At 77.2% G+C, this 17,364-nt stretch carries 2 protein-coding genes; both read right to left on the bottom strand.

The genetic code is table 11. From position 1 onward, the window contains the following. Window positions 1-7 precede the first annotated feature (7 nt). Window positions 8-10,066 carry a type I polyketide synthase gene (locus KBX06_RS07950; protein WP_210833588.1) on the bottom strand — a complete coding sequence of 3,353 codons (10,059 nt, stop codon included), beginning with the start codon at window positions 10,064-10,066 and terminating at the stop codon, window positions 8-10. 348 nt (window positions 10,067-10,414) lie between these two features. After that, the coding region (locus tag KBX06_RS07945) for a type I polyketide synthase (protein ID WP_210833587.1) at window positions 10,415-17,364 on the bottom strand (6,950 nt) is incomplete at its 5' end.

The raw sequence follows: 17,364 nt of genomic DNA, 5'->3' as shown, positions 1-17,364 counted from the left end.
TGCCGGATCAGGCCGAGCCGAACTCTTCGTCCAGCAGGCTGAAGATCTCTTCGGCGGAGGCCGACTCGAGGTTGGCGTCGTCGTCGGCGGCGGAATCCGCACCGGACTCGGTGTAGGTCCACAGGGAGAGCAGTTCGCGCAGCCGGGCGCCGACGGCGGCCCGGTCGGTGTCACCGGCGGTCACCGCGCGCATGGCGTGCTCCAGCTTGTTCAGCTCGCCGAGCACCGTCAGCGCGGACGTGCTCCGCTCCGCCAGCAGCGCGCCCCGCAGGTACTCGACCAGCGCGGCCGTGGTCGGCCGGTCGTAGATCAGCGTGGACGGCAGCCGCAGCCCGGTTGCCGCGTTGAGCCGGTTGCGGAACTCGACGGCGGTCAGCGAGTCGAAGCCCAGCTCGACGAAGCCGCGCTCGGCGTCGATCGAGCGGATCGACGCATAGCCGAGGACCGCGGCGGCGTGGGTGCGGACCAGGTCGGAGAGCACCTGGTCGCGGTCGGCCTCCGCCGTGGCGGCGAGGGTCTCCCGCAGCGCCTCGGCCGGGTCGCGCTCGGCGGCCCGGGCCGCGCCGGTCGTCGCCGGGCGGACCAGCGAGCGCAGCACCGGCGGCACCGCCGCCGGCCCGTGCCGGCCGATCAGCGCGAGGTCCAGGTTGACCGGTACGACCACCGGCTCGGCGAAGCGCAGCGCCTCGCTGAACAGGTCCATGCCCTCGTCGGCGCCGAGCGGGACGAAGCCGCCCCGGTTCATCCGGGCCTCGTCGACGTGCCCGGTCTGGCCGTCGCCGGTGTCGTTGACCCACGGGCCCCAGGCCAGCGAGAGCGCCGGGAGGCCCCGGTCGCGCCGGTGCTGGGCGAGGGCGTCGAGGAAGCAGTTCGCCGCCGCGTGGTTGGCCTGCCCGGGGCCGCCGAAGAGACCGGCCGCCGAGGAGAAGAGCACGAACGCGGCCAGGTCCAGCTTCTCGGTCAGCTCGTGCAGGTGCCAGGCCGCGTCGACCTTGGGGCGCAGCACGGTGTCGAAGCGGTCCGGGGTGAGGGCGGGCAGGACGCCGTCGTCGAGCACCCCGGCCGCGTGCACCACCCCGGTCAGCGGCAGGTCGGCGGGGATCTGGTCGACCAGCAGGGCGAGCGCGTCGCGGTCGGTGACGTCGCAGGCCGCCACCCGGGCCGTGGCGCCCAGTCCGGCGAGCTCGTCGACCAGCGCGGCGACGCCCGGGGCGTCCGTCCCGCTGCGGCTGACCAGCAGCAGGTGGCGTACGTCGTGCCCGGTCACCAGCCGCCGCGCCACGAGCCGCCCGAGCAGGCCGGTCGCGCCGGTCACCAGGACGGTGCCGGCGGCCAGGTCGGGGCCGGGCACCTCCGCCGGGGGCGGGCCGAGGCGGGTGAGTCGGGGCACCCGGAGCTGGCCGGCGCGTACGGCGAGCTGCGGTTCGCCCGTGGCCAGGGCTGCCGGCAGCAGCGCGGCGGCCGGAGCGTCGTCGTCGACGTCGAGGAGCACGATCCGGTCGGGGTTCTCCGACTGGGCGGAGCGCAGCAGGCCCCAGGCGGTGGCGGCCGGCACGTCGGCGATCCGTTCGTCCGGGTCGACCCGGACCGCGCCGCGGGTGACCACCACCAGCCGGGCGGCGGTCAGGGCCTCCTCGGCGAGCCACTGCTGGGCCAGCGCGAGCATGCGGTGGGCGACCCGGTGCGCCTGGCGGGCCGGGTGCGGCTCGTCGGCGGCCGCTCCGACGCAGGTCGCCACCACCGCGTCGGGCACGGGGCCGCCCGCGCGCACCTCGGCGACCAGCGCGGAGAGGTCCGGGTGCCGGTCGGCGCCGGGCCAGTCGTCGCCGAGGGCGACCAGCCGGGGGGTGCCGTCGGCGCGGCCGGCGGCGGGGGCGACCCAGTCGAGGCGGTGCAGGGACCGGTTGGCCGAGCGGCGGGCGGCGCTGAGCTGCTCGCCGGAGATGGGCCGCAGGACCAGACCGTCGACGGAGGCGACCGGCGTCGCGCCGGTGTCGGTGATGGTCAGGGCCACGGATCCGGTGTCGGTGGCGCGCAGCCGGATCCGCAGCTCGCGGGCGCGGGTGGGTCGGATGGTCACGCCCGACCAGGTGAACGGCAGGCCCGGGCGGATGTCGGGGCCGCCCTCGGGGGCCGGCGCGCCGTCGGCGGGGTCGCCGGCCGTGGCGCTGGCGCCGATGGCGTGCAGCGCCGCGTCCATCAGGGCCGGGTGCACCGAGAAGGCCGTGGTGTCGGTGGACGCGTCGGCGTCCAGGGCCACCTCGGCGAGGATGTCCGGGCCCGAGCGCCACGCGGCGCGCAGCGCGCGGAAGACGGGGCCGTAGTGGTAGCCCTGGGCGGCGAGCCGGGCGTAGAGCCCGTCGAGGGCGATCGGCTCGGCGTCGGCGGGCGGCCACACGGCGGCCGGCGCGGGGTCCGGGTCGACGGTGTCGGCGAGTTGGCCGGAGGCGTGCCGCTGCCAGGCCCGGGAACCGTCGGGCCCGGTGTCGTCGTCGCGCCGGGTGTGGATGGCGACGGGCCGCAGACCGGTCCCGTCCGGCGGGCCGACGCGGACCCGCAGGTCGACTCCCCCCTCGGTGGGGATCGCCAGCGGCGCCTCCAGGTTCAGCTCGGCGACGGTCGCCGCGCCGGCCTGCCGCCCGGTCCAGGACGCCAGCTCCACCAGCGCCGTCCCCGGCAGCAGCACCGTGCCCAGCACGGCGTGGTCGGCGAGCCACGGGTGGGTGGCGAGGGTGATCCGGCCGGTGAACAGCAGGCCCTCGTCGCCGGGCAGGTCGGCCACCGCGCTGAGCAGCGGGTGGTCGACCACGTCGAGGCCCACGGCGGGCAGGACCGAGCGGTGGGCGCCGGTGCGCTCCAGCCAGTAGCGGTGCCGGTCGAAGGCGTACGTGGGCAGGTCGACCGGCTCGGACTCGGGCAGCAGCCGGCGGTGGTCCACGGCCAGGCCGAGGGTGTGCGCGGTGGCGAGGCTGGTCAGCAGCCGGGTGGCGGCGTCGCCCGGCCCGCCGAGGGTCTCCAGGACGTGGCCGCTGGTGCCGGTCGCGTCGAGCACGGCGGCGACCCGGGCGGTCGACGCCGGTTCCGGCAGGACCGCCACGAAGGTCACGTGTCCGGCGTCGACGGCGGCGCGCAGGGCGGCGTCGAGCTGCTCCGGTCCCGCGTCCCCGTCGGCGGCCGACGGAGCACCGGTCCCGAGCGCGGCCCAGTGGTCCGGGCCGAGGCCGGCCGGATCGGCCCAGTCCCCGGTGACGGTGGAGGCCAGCCGGGCGGTCCCGGGCTGCGGGGCGAGCCCCGCCAGGCCGGCGCGCAGGCCGTCGGGGTCCAGTTCGCCGGCGGCGGCCCGGGCCCGCAGCGCCACCGTGCGGGCGGCGTCGGGCAGGGACAGCAGGCCCGCCACGTGGGCGGCCACGACCTCGCCGTCGCCGACGCCGACGACCGCGGCCGGGGTGAGCCCGGCGTGCCGCCAGACGGCGGCGAGCGCCACCCCGACGGCGAACAGCACGGGCCGGGCCAGTTCCGGCCGCTCGGCCCAGGAATCGTCGGCGCCGGTCAGCAGGGCGGCCGGGTCGACGTCGACCCAGGGCGCGAGGGCCTGCCGGCACTCGGCGAGGGCGTCGTCGAAGACCGGGCAGCGGCCCACCAGTCCGGCCGCCGTGCCTGCGGGGGTGGCGGCCGGGAAGACGAACACCGGGCCCGCGCCGTGGTTGGCGACGGTGCCGGTCACCACGTTGTCGGCCGGGGTGCCGGCGGCGAGCGCGTCCAGGCCGGCCAGCAGCTCGCCGGAGGTCGCGCCGATCACGGCGGCGCGGCGGTCGAACGCCGAGCGGGTCGCGGCGAGGGACCAGCCGACCGCCGCCGGGGCGAGGCCGGGGTGCGCCCGCAGGTGCCGGGCCAGTCGGGACGCCTGCGCGGCCAGGGCCGAGGTCGACCGGGCCGAGACCGGCCAGACCACCACGTCGGCGGCGAGCAGTCCGGCGGCCGGGGCGGGGGCCGCCTCGGCGCCGGAGGCCGGGGCGGTGTCGACGGGCTGCTCGACGACCACGTGGGCGTTGGTGCCGGAGATGCCGAACGAGGAGACCGCCGCCCGGCGGGGCCGGTCGAGCGCCGGCCAGGGCCGGGACCGGGTCACCAGCTCCACGTCGCCGGCGGACCAGTCGATGTGCGGCGACGGCGTGTCCGCGTGCAGCGACGCCGGGACGATGCCCTCCCGCATCGCCAGCACCATCTTGATCACACCGGCCACGCCGGCGGCGGCCTGCGCGTGGCCCATGTTCGACTTGACCGAGCCCAGCAGCAGCGGGCCGGCGTCGCCCCGGTCCTGCCCGTACGTCGCCAGCAGGGCCTGGGCCTCGATCGGGTCACCGAGGACGGTGCCGGTGCCGTGGGCCTCGACGACGTCCACGTCCGTGGTCGTCAGCCGGGCGCTGGCGAGCGCCTGCCGGATCACCCGCTGCTGGGAGGGGCCGTTGGGGGCGGTCAGGCCGTTGGACGCGCCGTCGGAGTTCACGGCGGAGGCGCGCACGACGGCCAGGACGCGGCGACCCTGCCGCCGGGCGTCGGAGAGCCGCTGCACGAGCAGCATGCCGACACCCTCGGACCAGCCGGTGCCGTCCGCCGTGTCGGCGAAGGACTTGCACCGCCCGTCGGAGGCCAGGCCGCCCTGGCGGGAGAACTCCTGGAACGCCGTCGGGGTGGCCATCACCGCCACGCCGCCGGCCAGCGCCAGGTCGCACTCGCCGCGCCGCAGCGCCGCCCCGGCGAGGTGCAGCGCCACCAGGGACGACGAGCAGGCGGTGTCGACGGTGACGGCCGGCCCCTCCAGCCCCAGCGCGTACGCGACCCGACCGGAGATCACGCTGTGCGCGGCGCCGGTCATCAGGTAGCCCTCGACCCCCTCGGGGACCTCGGTCAGCCCGGTGCCGTAGCCGGAGGTGGAGGCGCCCACGAAGACGCCGGTACGGGTGCCGCGCAGCGACGCGGGGTCCACCCCGGCCCGTTCCAGCGCCTCCCAGGACGTCTCGAGGGTGAGCCGCTGCTGCGGGTCCATGGCGAGGGCCTCGCGGGGCGAGATCTCGAAGAAGGCGGGGTCGAAGTCCGCCACGTCGTAGAGGAAGCCGCCCGCCGGGGGGTGCGTCCCCTCCGCCGGCTCGGGGATCTCCCAGCCCCGGTCGGTGGGGAACGGCGAGATGGCGTCCACGCTGTCGGCGACCAGCCGCCAGAACGTCTCCGGCCCGTCGACGCCGCCGGGGTAGCGGCAGGCCATGCCGACGATCGCGACGGGCTCGTCGGCGTCCACGACGACGGTCTGCGGGGCGTCTGCCGGGGCGGTGCCGGACACCAGCTCGCGCAGGTGCGCGGCCAGTTCGGCGGGGGTGGGGTAGTCGAAGACCAGCGTGGTGGGCAGCCGCAGGCCGGTGGCCGCGTTCAGCCGTCCCCGGAAGTCCACGGCGGTCAGCGAGTCGAAGCCGAGGTCCTTGAACGGGCGTCCGCGCAGCTCGTCGGGGGTGGCGTGGCCGAGCACCGCCGCGGTCTGCTCGTTGACCAGCTTCAGCAGTTCCCGCTCCTGCTCGGCCGCGGGCAGCGCCGCGAGGTGGCGCAGCGGTGCGGCGACCCCGCCCGTGGGCGTGGCGGCGGCCTCCTCCTGCGCGACGATCGCCCGCACCTGCGGCAGGTCGCCCAGGAACGGGCTGGGCCGGGCCACGGTGAACGCGGGGTGGAACCGGGTCCAGTCGACGTCGGCGACGGTCACGCAGGGCGTCGGGCGGCGCAGCGCCCGGTCGAGTGCGACGAGCGCCTTCTCCGGGTCGACCGGCGGCAGGCCCATCCGGTTGAGCTGCCCGGTCGCCTCGTTCTCGGCGGCCATGCCGTGCGCGCCGCCCCAGGCCGTCCAGGAGACGGCGGTGGCCGGCAGTCCCCGGTCGCGCCGGTTGACGGCCAGGGCGTCCAGCAGGGAGTTGCCGGCGCCGTAGGCGCACTGGCCGGCGCTGCCCCACACGCCGGAGATGGAGGAGAACATGACGAACGCGCCGAGTTCGCGCTCGGCGAGGCAGGCGTCGAGGTGCAGGGCGCCCAGCACCTTGCCCGCGACGACGTGGGAGAACTCGTCGAGGCTGGTGTCGGTCAGCGGGGTGAGCTGGTCGGTGCCGGCGGCGTGCACGACCGCGGTCAGGTCGGGCAGCGAGTCCACCAGGTCCGCCACGGACCGCCGGTCGGTGACGTCGCAGGTGGCGACGGTGACCCGCCCGTCGGCGCCGTACCGGTCGAGCAGGTCCGCCACGGCCGGTGCGGCGGCGCCCCGGCGGCTGGCCAGGACCACCCGTCCGACGCCGCGGTCGAGCAGCCAGCGGGTGACATGGCCGCCGAGGGCGCCGGTGCCGCCGGTGACCAGGACGGCGCCGGACCACCAGTCGCCGGCGGGTGGTTCGTCCGCCGCCGGCGGGGCCGGGGTGAGCCGGCGGGCCCAGGTGCCGCCGGGTCGTACGGCCACCTGGTCCTCGCCGCCGTGGCCGGCCAGCACGGCGGCGAGCCGCCGGGTGGTGGCGTCGTCGACGGTCGCCGGCAGGTCGACCAGGCCGCCCCAGCGGTGCGGCTGCTCGACGGCCGCCGCGCGGCCGAGGCCCCAGACCTCGGTCTGCAACGGGTGCGCGACCCGGTCGCCCGGGGCCGCCGCCACGGCGCCGCTGGTGACGCACCACAGCGGGGCCACCAGGTCCAGGTCGGTCATCGCCTGGACCAGGGCGAGGGTGCTCGCGGCGGCGAGGGTCACGCCGGGGTGCTCGGGCAGCAGCCGGTCCTGGCCGGCGACCACGGCGAGCACGCCGTCGACCGGCCGGCCGTCGACCAGGCTCCGCAGCCGGGCGGCGAGCGCCGCGCGGTCGAGGTCCGCCGCGCCGACGCGCAGCACCAGCGGCTCGGCGTCGCCGAAGAGCCCGGCCAGGCCGTCGGCCCAGGCCGGCGCGTCGTCGGTCGGCAGCACGACCAGCCAGCGGCCCGCCGGGGCGGCCCGGTCCTCGACCGGCACGGGCTGCCAGGTCACGTGGTACGACCAGCCGTCCACGAGGGAGCGTTCCCGCCGGGACCGCCGCCAGGAGGTGAGCACGGGCAGGGCCGGCAGCAGCGCCTGGACCTGCTCGTCGTCGTCGCCCAGCTCGCCGCGCAGGGTGTCGACGTCCGCCTGCTCCAGGGCGGTCCAGAACTCGTCGTCGCCGCCGTCGTGCCCGGCGGCGTCGGGGGCGGCGGGCGGCGGCTCGGGCCAGAACCGCTGCCGGCGGAAGGCGTACCCGGGCAGGGGCACCCGCTCGGTGTCGGCGCCGTCGAACAGCTCCGCCCAGCCCACCTCGACCCCGCCGACGTGCAGCTCGGCGAGGGCGGTGAGCGCGGACGCGGGCTCGGGGCGGTCGCGCCGCAGCAGCGCCACGGCGGCGGTGTCGTCGTCCGCGCCCGCCGCGGTCAGGATGTCGCGGGCCAGCGCGGTGAGCACCCCGCTGGGGCCGACCTCCAGGAACGTACGCACGCCCAGGGCGCGCAGCTGGTCGACGCCGTCGGCGAACCGGACGGCCTCCCGCACGTGCCGGACCCAGTAGTCGGCGGTGCGGATCTCGTCGGGGTCGGCGAGGGCGCCGGTCAGGTTCGACACGATCGGCAGCGCCGGCGGGTGCAGCTCCAGCCGGCGCACCACGGCGGCGAACTCGGCGAGCATGGGTTCCATCAGCGGGCTGTGGAAGGCGTGGCTGACCCGCAGCGGCCTGGTCCGTACGCCCTGGTCGGCCCAGCGGCGTTCGAGTTCCTCGACGGCGTCGGCCGCGCCGGAGACCACGACGGCGGTGGGCCCGTTGACGGCGGCCACGGCGACCCGGTCCTCGACGCCGGTCAGGGCGGCCCGGACGGCGTCGGCGGGGAGCTGGACGGCCAGCATCGCGCCGCCGGCCGGCAGGGCCTGCATCAGCCGGCCCCGGGCCGCGACCAGCGTGGCGGCGTCGGGCAGGGACAGCACGCCGGCCGCGTGCGCGGCGGAGAGCTCGCCGATCGAGTGGCCGAGCAGGACGTCCGGGACGATCCCCCAGCTCTCCAGGAGCCGGAACAGCGCGACCTCGACGGCGAAGAGGCCGGCCTGGGTGTAGAGGGTCTGGTTGAGCAGCCCGGCGGCCTCGTCGCCCTCGGGCGCGAAGAGCACCGGGGTGAGCGGGCGGGGCAGGTGCCGGTCCAGTTCGGCGCAGACCTCGGCCAGCGCCCGGCCGAAGACGGGGAACGCGGCGGCCAGTTCGCGGCCCATGCCGCTGCGCTGCGCGCCCTGGCCGGAGAAGAGGAACGCGAGCTTGCCGCCGCGCGGACCCGCGCCGGTGACGAGGCCCGGGGCGTCGCCGCCGGCGGCGAGCGCGCGCAGGCCGGCGGTCAGGTCGCCGCGGTCGGCGGCGAGCAGCACGGCCCGGTGTTCGAGGCTGGCCCGGGTGCGCGCCGACGACCAGCCGACGTCGGTCAGCCGCAGTTCGGGGCGGCCGTCGAGCCAGTCGGCCCAGCGGGTCGCCTGCGCGGCCAGGGACTCGGCGTCGCGGGCGGAGACCAGCACCGGCACGAGGCCGGCCCCGGTGACCGGTGCGGTGCCGGCGGTGGCGTCCGTCGCGGTGCCCGCGTCGGTCGCGGCGGCGGGGCCGTCCGGGGCGTCCGCGGGGGCCGCGTCGGCGGCGGGCGCCTCCTCGATGATCACGTGGGCGTTGGTGCCGCTCATGCCGAAGGAGGAGATGCCCGCCCGGCGGGGCTGCTCCCCGGCGGGCCACGGCTGCGGCTCGGTGGCCAGCGCCACCGCGCCGGCCGTCCAGTCCACGTTGGGGGTGGGCTCGTCGACGTGCAGCGTCGCCGGCACGGTGTCGTGCCGCAGCGCCATCACCATCTTGATCACCCCGGCCACGCCGGCGGCGGCCTGGGTGTGGCCGATGTTCGACTTGACCGAGCCGAGCCACAGCGGCCGGTCCGCCGGCCGGCCCTGCCCGTACGTCGACAGCAGCGCCTGGGCCTCGATCGGGTCGCCGAGGGTGGTGCCGGTGCCGTGCGCCTCCACGACGTCGACCTGCTCCGGCGCGAGCCGTGCGCTGGCCAGCGCCTGGAGCACGACCCGCTGCTGGGAGGGGCCGTTGGGGGCGGTCAGTCCGTTGCTGGCGCCGTCCTGGTTGACCGCGCTGCCGCGCACCACGGCCAGGACGGGGTGGCCGTTGCGGCGCGCGTCGGAGAGCCGCTCGACGAGCAGCAGGCCGGCGCCCTCGCCCCAGGCGGTGCCGTCGGCGGCGGCGGCGAACGACTTGACCCGGCCGTCCATGGCCAGGCCCCGCTGGCGGCTGAAGCCGATGAAGGCGGACGGGGTGGACATGACGGTGGCTCCGCCGGCGAGCGCCAGGGTGCACTCGCCCTGCCGCAGCGCCTGGCAGGCCAGGTGCAGCGCGACCAGCGACGACGAGCAGGCGGTGTCGACGGTGACGGCGGGGCCCTCGATGCCGAGCGCGTACGAGATCCGGCCGGACACGACGCTCGCCGCGGTGCCGGTGAGGATGTAGCCCTCGGTGCCGGGCGGCGGCTGCTGGAGCAGCCCCACGTAGTCCTGGCCGGTGGTGCTGGCGAAGACCCCCACCTGGTGGCCGCGCAGCGCCGAGGGGTCGATCCCGGCGTGCTCGAACGCCTCCCAGGAGGTCTCCAGCAGCAGCCGCTGCTGGGGGTCCATGGCGATGGCCTCGCGCGGCGAGATGCCGAAGAACGCGGCGTCGAAGTCGGTGGCCGAGTCGACGAAGCCGCCCTCGGCGACGTACGACGTGCCGGGGTGGTCGGGGTCCGGGTGGAACAGCCGCGCCAGGTCCCAGCCGCGGTCGGCGGGGAACGCGGAGACGGCGTCGCGGCCGGAGTCGACGAGCTCCCACAGCTCCTCGGGCGAGCCCACCCCGCCCGGGAACCGACAGGCCATGCCGACGATGGCGATCGGCTCGCGGTTGGCCGCCTCAAGCTCGCCGAGCTTCCTCCTGGTCTGGTGAAGGTCCGCCGTCACCCATTTCAGGTACTCCCGGAGCGTATCTTCAGTCGCCATTAGCGCCACCTCTTCGGGCCGGAAAGAAACAGGCGACCCAATACCGTCCACAGACGCCACAAGCCGCGAAGATCTAAGCCCATTCAGCCGACCACGAATTGCCAGACAAAAAGCGTTTCAGCCCCCACCAGGTCTTACGCGCCGGACGAAAGGTAATTGTCGCCGGACGGCGGTCACAACCCCTAGCGTGCCCCTACGGGTGCCCCTAGGTGACGGGCGCGCAGGCTGCGCCGACCCGCTCTGCGAGCGGTCCGGCGCACCATCCTGGCGGGGTACGGCCGGGCGGGAGCGCCGGCCCGCCCGGCCGAACGTGTCGCGACCGTCGACAACGGCCCCGCGACACCATTTCTAGATGCCCGGCAAATTGCCGCCGGGGCCACCCAGCTCGCGGTGGATGAAATCGAAGATCTCGGCGTCGGTGGCTTCGTCGAGGGTGCGCGCGGCCGGTTTCTCCTCGACGGGGCCACGGTCGTCGCCCCACCGGGCGACGAACGCCTGGAGCTGCACCAGCAGCTTCTGCCGGGTCAGCCGGTCCGGAGCGTCGGCCGCGAAGACGCCGTCGAGCCGTTCCAGCTCGGCGAGCAGCGGGGCGGCCGCGGCGGCGCCGTCCTCGACGAGCCGGTCGCGCAGGTGCCGGGCGAGCGCCGCCGGCGTCGGGTAGTCGAACACCACACCGGCGGGTAGCTGGACGCCGGTGGCGGCGCGGAGCCGGTTGCGCAGCTCCACGGCCGTCATCGAGTCGAAGCCCACCTCGCGGAACGCACGGTCGGGCTCCAGCCCCGCACCCCCGGTGTGGCCGAGCACGGCCGCCGCCAGGGTGCCGACGAGTTCGACGAGGACGCCCTCCCGTTCGCCGGGGCTCAGCGGGCGCAGCCGCTCACGCAGCGCGGTGGCCGCCTCGTCGTCCGCCGGCTGGCGGTCGTCGTCGGCGGGCATCGCCGCGCCCGCCTCGGGGACCCCGGTCAGCAGCGGGCACGGCCGCATCGACGCGAACGCCGGCACGAACCGGTCCCAGCGCACGTCGGCGACCACCAGCGCCGCCTCGGCACGCAGCGCCTGCCCGAACGCCTCGACGGCCAGCTCCGGGGGCAGGCCCGGCAGGCCCCGCCGGCGCAGCTGCGCCAGCTCGGCCGACTCGGGGTCGTCGTCCCACGGGCCCCACGCCACGGCGGTGGCCGCCAGCCCGCCCTGCCGCCGGTTCGCCGCGAGCGCGTGCAGCAGCGCGTCGCCGGCGGACTGGCCGGCCCGGCCGCCCGCGCCCCACACCCCGGTGGTGGAGGTGCACAGCACGAATGCCTCGAGCGGCCGGTGCGCCAGCTCGTCGGCGTACCCGGGGACGTCGCCGACGGTGGCGGCCAGGTCGGCGGCCAGGCCGGCGAGGGTCAGCTCGGCCAGCGGCACCGAGCCGGTCTCCGCCGGGACGTGCACGAGCGCGGTCACCGGCCGGCTCTCGGCGGCGAGCTGCTCCATCAGGTCGCCGAGCTTGCCCGTCGCCGGTTCGGCCAGCGGAAGCACCTGCGCGCCGTGGCGGCCCAGCCAGTCGGTGGTGTGCCGGGCGAGCGTCCCGGTCCCGCCGGTGAGCAGGACGGTTCCGCTCGGCCGGTACCCGTCGCCCGCCGCCGGTCGCCCGGTGTCGCGGACCAGACGCCGGGCGTGCACGCCGGCCTCCCGGACGGCGAGCTGGTCCTCCCCGTCGACGTTGGTCAGGGCCCCGGCCAGGGCCGCGTACGCCGCCTCGTCCGGGCCCGCCGGCAGGTCGACGACTCCGCCGACGTGCCGGGGGTGTTCCAGGGCGGCGACGAGGCCGAGGCCCCACGTGGTGGCCTGCGTCGGGTGGGCGACCGGTTCGTCGTCCACGGCGACGGCGCCGGTGGTGGCTAGCCACAGCGGCACGGGCGGGGCGGAGCGACCGGTGTGTGCCTGCACGAGCAGCAGGTTCGCCGCCAGGCCGGTCGGCAGCGCCGGCTGCTCCGGGTGCGCTGCCTCGTCCAGCGCCAGCAGGGACAGCAGCGCCGTCGGCTGGTGCGCGGCGGCGAGCCGGTCGAGGTCGGCGGCCAGGCCGTCGCGGGTGGCCGTGGCCGGGTCGACGGTCAGCAGGTGCACCGTCGCGGCGCCGGCCGTGAGGGCGGCGAGCACCCGGTCGGTGACCTGGTGCGGCGGGGCCACCACCAGCCACGTGCCGGCCTCGGCGCCGGTCAGCGCCCGGTGCTCCCAGGTGACCCGGTACCGCCAGCCGGCCAGGGTGCCGTCGAGGTGCTGGCGGCGCCGCCACGACTCCAGTTCCGGCAGCAGTTCGCGCAGCGGCTGGTCCGGGTCGAGACCCAGGCGGCCCAGGTCACCGTCGGTGACGGCCTGCCAGAAGGCGTCGTCGACCGGGTCGGCGGCCGGGGTGGGGGCCGTGTCGAGGGTCGGCCAGTAGCGCTGCGGCCGGAACGCGTACGTCGGTAGCTCGGGCAGCCGGCGGGGATCCGGACGGGGGCCGGCCAGCACGGCGAGCACCGCCGCCCAGTCGACGTCCCGCCCGGTGCCGTCCAGGACGGCCAGCGCGGAGAGCAGGGCGGCCGGCTCGTCGGCGCCGGCGCGCAGCGCCGCCACGGCCGTCCCGTCGTCGTCGGTGGGCAGCAGGCCGGCGGTCATCGCGGTCAGCACCGCCTGCGGGCCGAGCTCCAGGAAGGTGTCCACGCCCGCGTCGCGCAGCGCGGCGATCCCGTCGGCGTACCGGACGGCCTCCCGGACGTGCCGCACCCAGTAGTCGGGCGTACGGATCTCGGCGGGCTCCGCGAGCCGCCCGGTCAGGTTCGACACGATCGGCAGCAGCGGCGCGGCGAACGTCAACCCGTCGAGGACGGCCCGGAAGTCCGCCAGCATCGGCTCCATCAGCGGGCTGTGGAACGCGTGACTGACCCGCAGCCGCCGGGTGCGTACCCCGCGCTCCTGCCACAGCCGCTCCAGCCCGTCGAGGGCGTCGAGGGCCCCGGCGAGGACCACGGCGGTGGGACCGTTGACGGCCGCGACGCCGACCCGGTCGTCCAGCCCGGCCAGCGACTCGACCACCGCGGCCTCGTCGGCGGCGACGGCGAGCATCGCGCCCCCGGCGGGCAGTGCCTGCATGAGCCGGCCCCGGGCGGCCACCAGCGTGGCGGCGTCCGCGAGGGACAGCACGCCGGCGACGTGCGCGGCGGTGATCTCGCCGACCGAGTGCCCGGCGACGTGCCCGGGCACCACCCCGAACGACTCGACCAGCCGGAACAGGGCCACCTCCAGCGCGAACAGTCCCGCCTGGGTGAAGACCGTCTCGTCGAGCAGCGCTGCCTCGGCGCTGTCGTCGGTCGCGAACAGCACCGGCTTCAGCGGCTGCGGAAGCTGGTGGTCCAGTGCCGCGCAGACCTCGTCGAGGGCCGCCGCGAAGACGGGGAACGTGTCGTACAGCTGCCGGCCGGCGCCGGGACGCTGGGCGCCCTGGCCGGAGAAGAGGACCGCGAGGCCGCCTCCGTGCCGTCGGGCGGTGACCAGCGCGGGGTGGTCCTCGCCGCCGGCCAGCGCCCGCAGGGCGGCCAGCCGGGTCTCCCGGTCGGCGGCGACCACGGTGGCCCGCCGGCCGAGGTGGGCCCGGCCGTCGGCGAGCGCCCAGGCGACCAGGTCGGCGGGGTTGTCGTCCGTCGCGACCCGGTCGGCCAGCCGGCCGGCCTGCGCACGCAGCGCGGGCAGGTCGGCGGCGGAGACCGGCCACGGCAGGGCCACGGCGCGGTGGTCGCGTGGCGCTTCGCCGTGCCCGACGGTCGCTTCGGGCCCTTCGGCGTCGGCGGCGACCGGCTCCGGCTGCGGGGCCTCCTCGATGATCACGTGGGCGTTGGTGCCGCTGATCCCGAACGAGGAGACGCCGGCCCGGCGCGGGCCGTCCGTGGTGGTCCACGGTCGCGCCTCGGTGAGCAGCGCCAGCGTGCCGGACGTCCAGTCGACGTGCGGGGTCGGCGCGTCGACGTGCAGGGTCGCCGGCAGCACCCCGTGTTGCAGGGCCAGCACCATCTTCATCAGGCTCGCCGCGCCCGCCGCCGCCTGGGTGTGGCCGATGTTCGACTTGACCGACCCGAGCCACAGGGGCCGCTCGGCGGAGCGGTCCCTGCCGTACGTGGCCAGCAACGCCTGCGCCTCGATCGGGTCGCCGAGGGTGGTGCCGGTGCCGTGCGCCTCGACGGCGTCCACGTCGCCCGGGGTCAGGCCGGCGTTGTCCAGCGCGTTGCGGATGACCCGCTGCTGTGCGGGCCCGTTCGGCGCGGTGAGGCCGTTGCTGGCGCCGTCCTGGTTGACGGCGCTGCCCCGTACGACGGCGAGGATCCGGTTGCCGTCGCGCTGGGCGTCGGAGAGTCGCTGGAGCAGCAGCACGCCGACGCCCTCGCCCCAACCGGTGCCGTCGGCGGCCTCGGCGAACGCCTTGACCCGCCCGTCGGCGGCGAGGCCGCGCTGCCGGGAGAACTCCAGGAACGCGCCCGGGGTGGACATCACCGTCACGCCGCCGGCCAAGGCGAGGTCGCACTCGCCGCTGCGCAGCGCCTGCGCGGCCAGGTGCAGCGCCACCAGCGACGACGAGCAGGCCGTGTCGACGGTGACCGCCGGGCCGTGCAGCCCGAACGAGTACGCCAGGCGGCCGGAGACCACCGACGCGCCGTTGCCGGTCGCCTGGTAGCCCTCCACCTGGGAGCGGGCGCCCAACAGCAGGGTGGCGTAGTCCTGCCCGTTGGTGCCCATGAAGACGCCGGTGGCGGAGCCGCGCACCCGGTGCGGGTCGATGCCGGCGCGTTCGAAGACCTCCCAGGTGGTGTGCAGCAGCAGCCGCTGCTGCGGGTCCATGGCGAGGGCCTCGCGCGGGTTGATCCCGAAGAACGCGGCGTCGAAGCCGGCCACGTCCCCCAGGAACCCGCCGCTGCGGGTGTAGCTGGTGCCGACCCGCTCCGGGTCGCTGTCGAACAGGGCGTCGAGGTCCCAGCCCCGGTCGGTGGGCATCGGCGTCACCGCGTCCACCCCGTCGGCCAGCAGCCGCCACAGCTCCTGCGGCGACGACACCCCGCCCGGGAAGCGGCAGGCCATGGAGACGATCGCGATCGGCTCGTCCGCCGCCGGCCGGGCCGCGGTCACGCCGCCGGCCGCCGGGCCGCCGTCCGCGTCCACCACGATTTCGGTACGCACGAAGCGGGCCAGTTCCGTCGCCGACGGGTGGTCGAAGACCACGGTCGACGGCAGGGTGAGGCCGGTGACCCGGCCCAGCCGGTCGCGCAACTGCACGGCGGCGAGGGAGTCGAAGCCCAGCTCGCGGAACGCCCGGCCGGCCGGCACCTGGTCGGTGGTCAGGTGGCCGAGGACGGCCGCCGCCTCCGCGCGGACGAGGTCGACCAGCAGCGCCTCCTGCCCGGTCGCCGGCAGCGCGGCGAGCCTGGCCCGCAGCCCGTCGGTGGCGGCGGCGCTCTCCGACGGCTCTGGTTCCTCGGCGACGGCCGCGGCGACCCGGTCGAAGAGGTGGCTGGGCCGCGCGGCGGTGAACGCCGTGACGAACCGGGACCAGTCGACGTCCACGATCACCGGGGCGGCCTCGGGGGCGTTCACCCAGCGTCCCAGCGCCGCGACGGCGGCGTCGGACGCGAGCGGGCTGAACCCGCGGCGGCGCAGGCCGTCCGCGGTCTCCCCGGCGGCCATGCCGTCCTCCGCCCACGGGCCGTAGGCCAGGGCGGTGGCGGGCAGGCCGGCCGCCCGGCGGGCGGCGACGAGGGCGTCGAGCAGGGCGTTGCCGGCCGCGTAGCCGGCCTGCCCGCCGCCGCCCCACACGCCGGCGACCGAGGAGAAGACCACGAACGCGTCGAGGTCCCGACCCCGGCAGGCGGCGTCCAGGTGCACGGCGCCGAGCACCTTGCCGGCCAGGGTCTCCGACAGCTCGGCGTCGGTCACCTCGTACGCGGGGGTGGTGCCGCCGGACGCGCCGGCGGTGTGCACGACGGCGGTCAGCCCCGGCAGCCCGGCCACGAGGGCGTCGACGGCCGCCCGGTCGGTGACGTCGCACGCCACCACCCGCACCGCACCCAACTCGTCCACCAGCTCCGCCGCGCCCGGCGCCGCCGGACCCCGCCGCGAGGCCAGCACCACCTCGCCGGCCCCGTTGGCCAGCAACCAACGGGCCACGTGCCGACCCAGGGCACCCGTACCACCGGTCACCAGCACCGTGCCGGCGGGCCGCCAACCCGCACCGGCCGGCGGCGCGGCCGGCACCAGCCGCCGGCCGAAGAGGCCGTTGCGGCGCAGCGCCACCTGGTCCAGGGTGCCGTCGGCGAGGACCGCGACGAGCCCGGCGCGGGTGCTCCGGTCGCCACGGTCGGGCAGGTCGACCAGGCCGCCCCAGCGGTCCGGCTGTTCGAGGGCGACGACCCGGCCCAGGCCCCAGGCCAGGGCCGCCCAGACGTCGCCGGCCCGCTCACCCGCCGTGACCGGCATCGCGGTCCGGCTGAGCGCCCACACCCGTCCCGGCAGGCCGGTGTCGGTCAGGGCCCGGGTGAGGGTGAGCAGCACCGACGTGCCGGCGGGCACCGCCGGCACGTGCGCCAGGGGGCGGTCCTGGCGGGGCAGGACGCAGAGCACCCCGGCCCAGCCCTCCGCGCTGATCCGGCGCAGCCGTTCACCCAGGTCGGCGCGGGTGATGGTGGACGGCACGGTCAGCGCGTCCACCCTGGCGCCCGCCTGGGTGAGGGTCTTCGCCACGCCCGCGTCGGCGCCGCTGTCGACGGTGACCACCAGCCACCGACCGGTCAGCCCGCTCGCGGGGGCCGGGCGCACCGGCTCCCACCCGACCCGGTACGACCATCCGTCGAGTGTGGTGTCGCGGGACCGGTGCCGACGCCAGCGCGCCAGCAGCGGCAGGGCCGTGCCGAGCGCGTCCAGGTCCTCGGTGTCGTCGCCGAGTTCGGCGGCGAGGGCGGTCAGGTCGCCACGCTCGACGGCGGCCCAGAACTCGGCGTCGCCGCCGTCCGGGGCGGCCTGCTGCGTGGGCGTGCCCTCCGGCCAGTAGCGCTGGTGCTGGAAGGCGTACGTGGGCAGGTCGACCCGGCGGGCGCCGGTCTCGGCGAACCACTGCCGCCAGCGCACGGGAACGCCGTGGACGTGCAGCTCGGCGAGGGCGTGCAGCAGCGCCTGCGCCTCCGGCCGGTCCCGGCGCTGCACCGCCACGGCCAGCACGGCGTCGTCGGCGGGCAGCACGTCGCCGGCCATCGCGGTCAGCACGCTCTGCGGGCCGATCTCCAGGAACGTGTCCACCCCGG

The sequence above is a fragment of the Micromonospora sp. C31 genome, assembly GCF_018070575.1.
Lineage (GTDB): Bacteria > Actinomycetota > Actinomycetes > Mycobacteriales > Micromonosporaceae > Micromonospora.
Note: the sequence above shows the minus strand (reverse complement) of the source record. Positions and strands in the feature narration are given on the sequence as shown.

What these genes read in the sequence shown, in the direction of transcription:
- KBX06_RS07950 (WP_210833588.1), bottom strand. Translation starts at nt 10,066, where the DNA reads ATGGCGACTGAAGATACGCTCCGGGAGTACCTGAAATGGGTGACGGCG.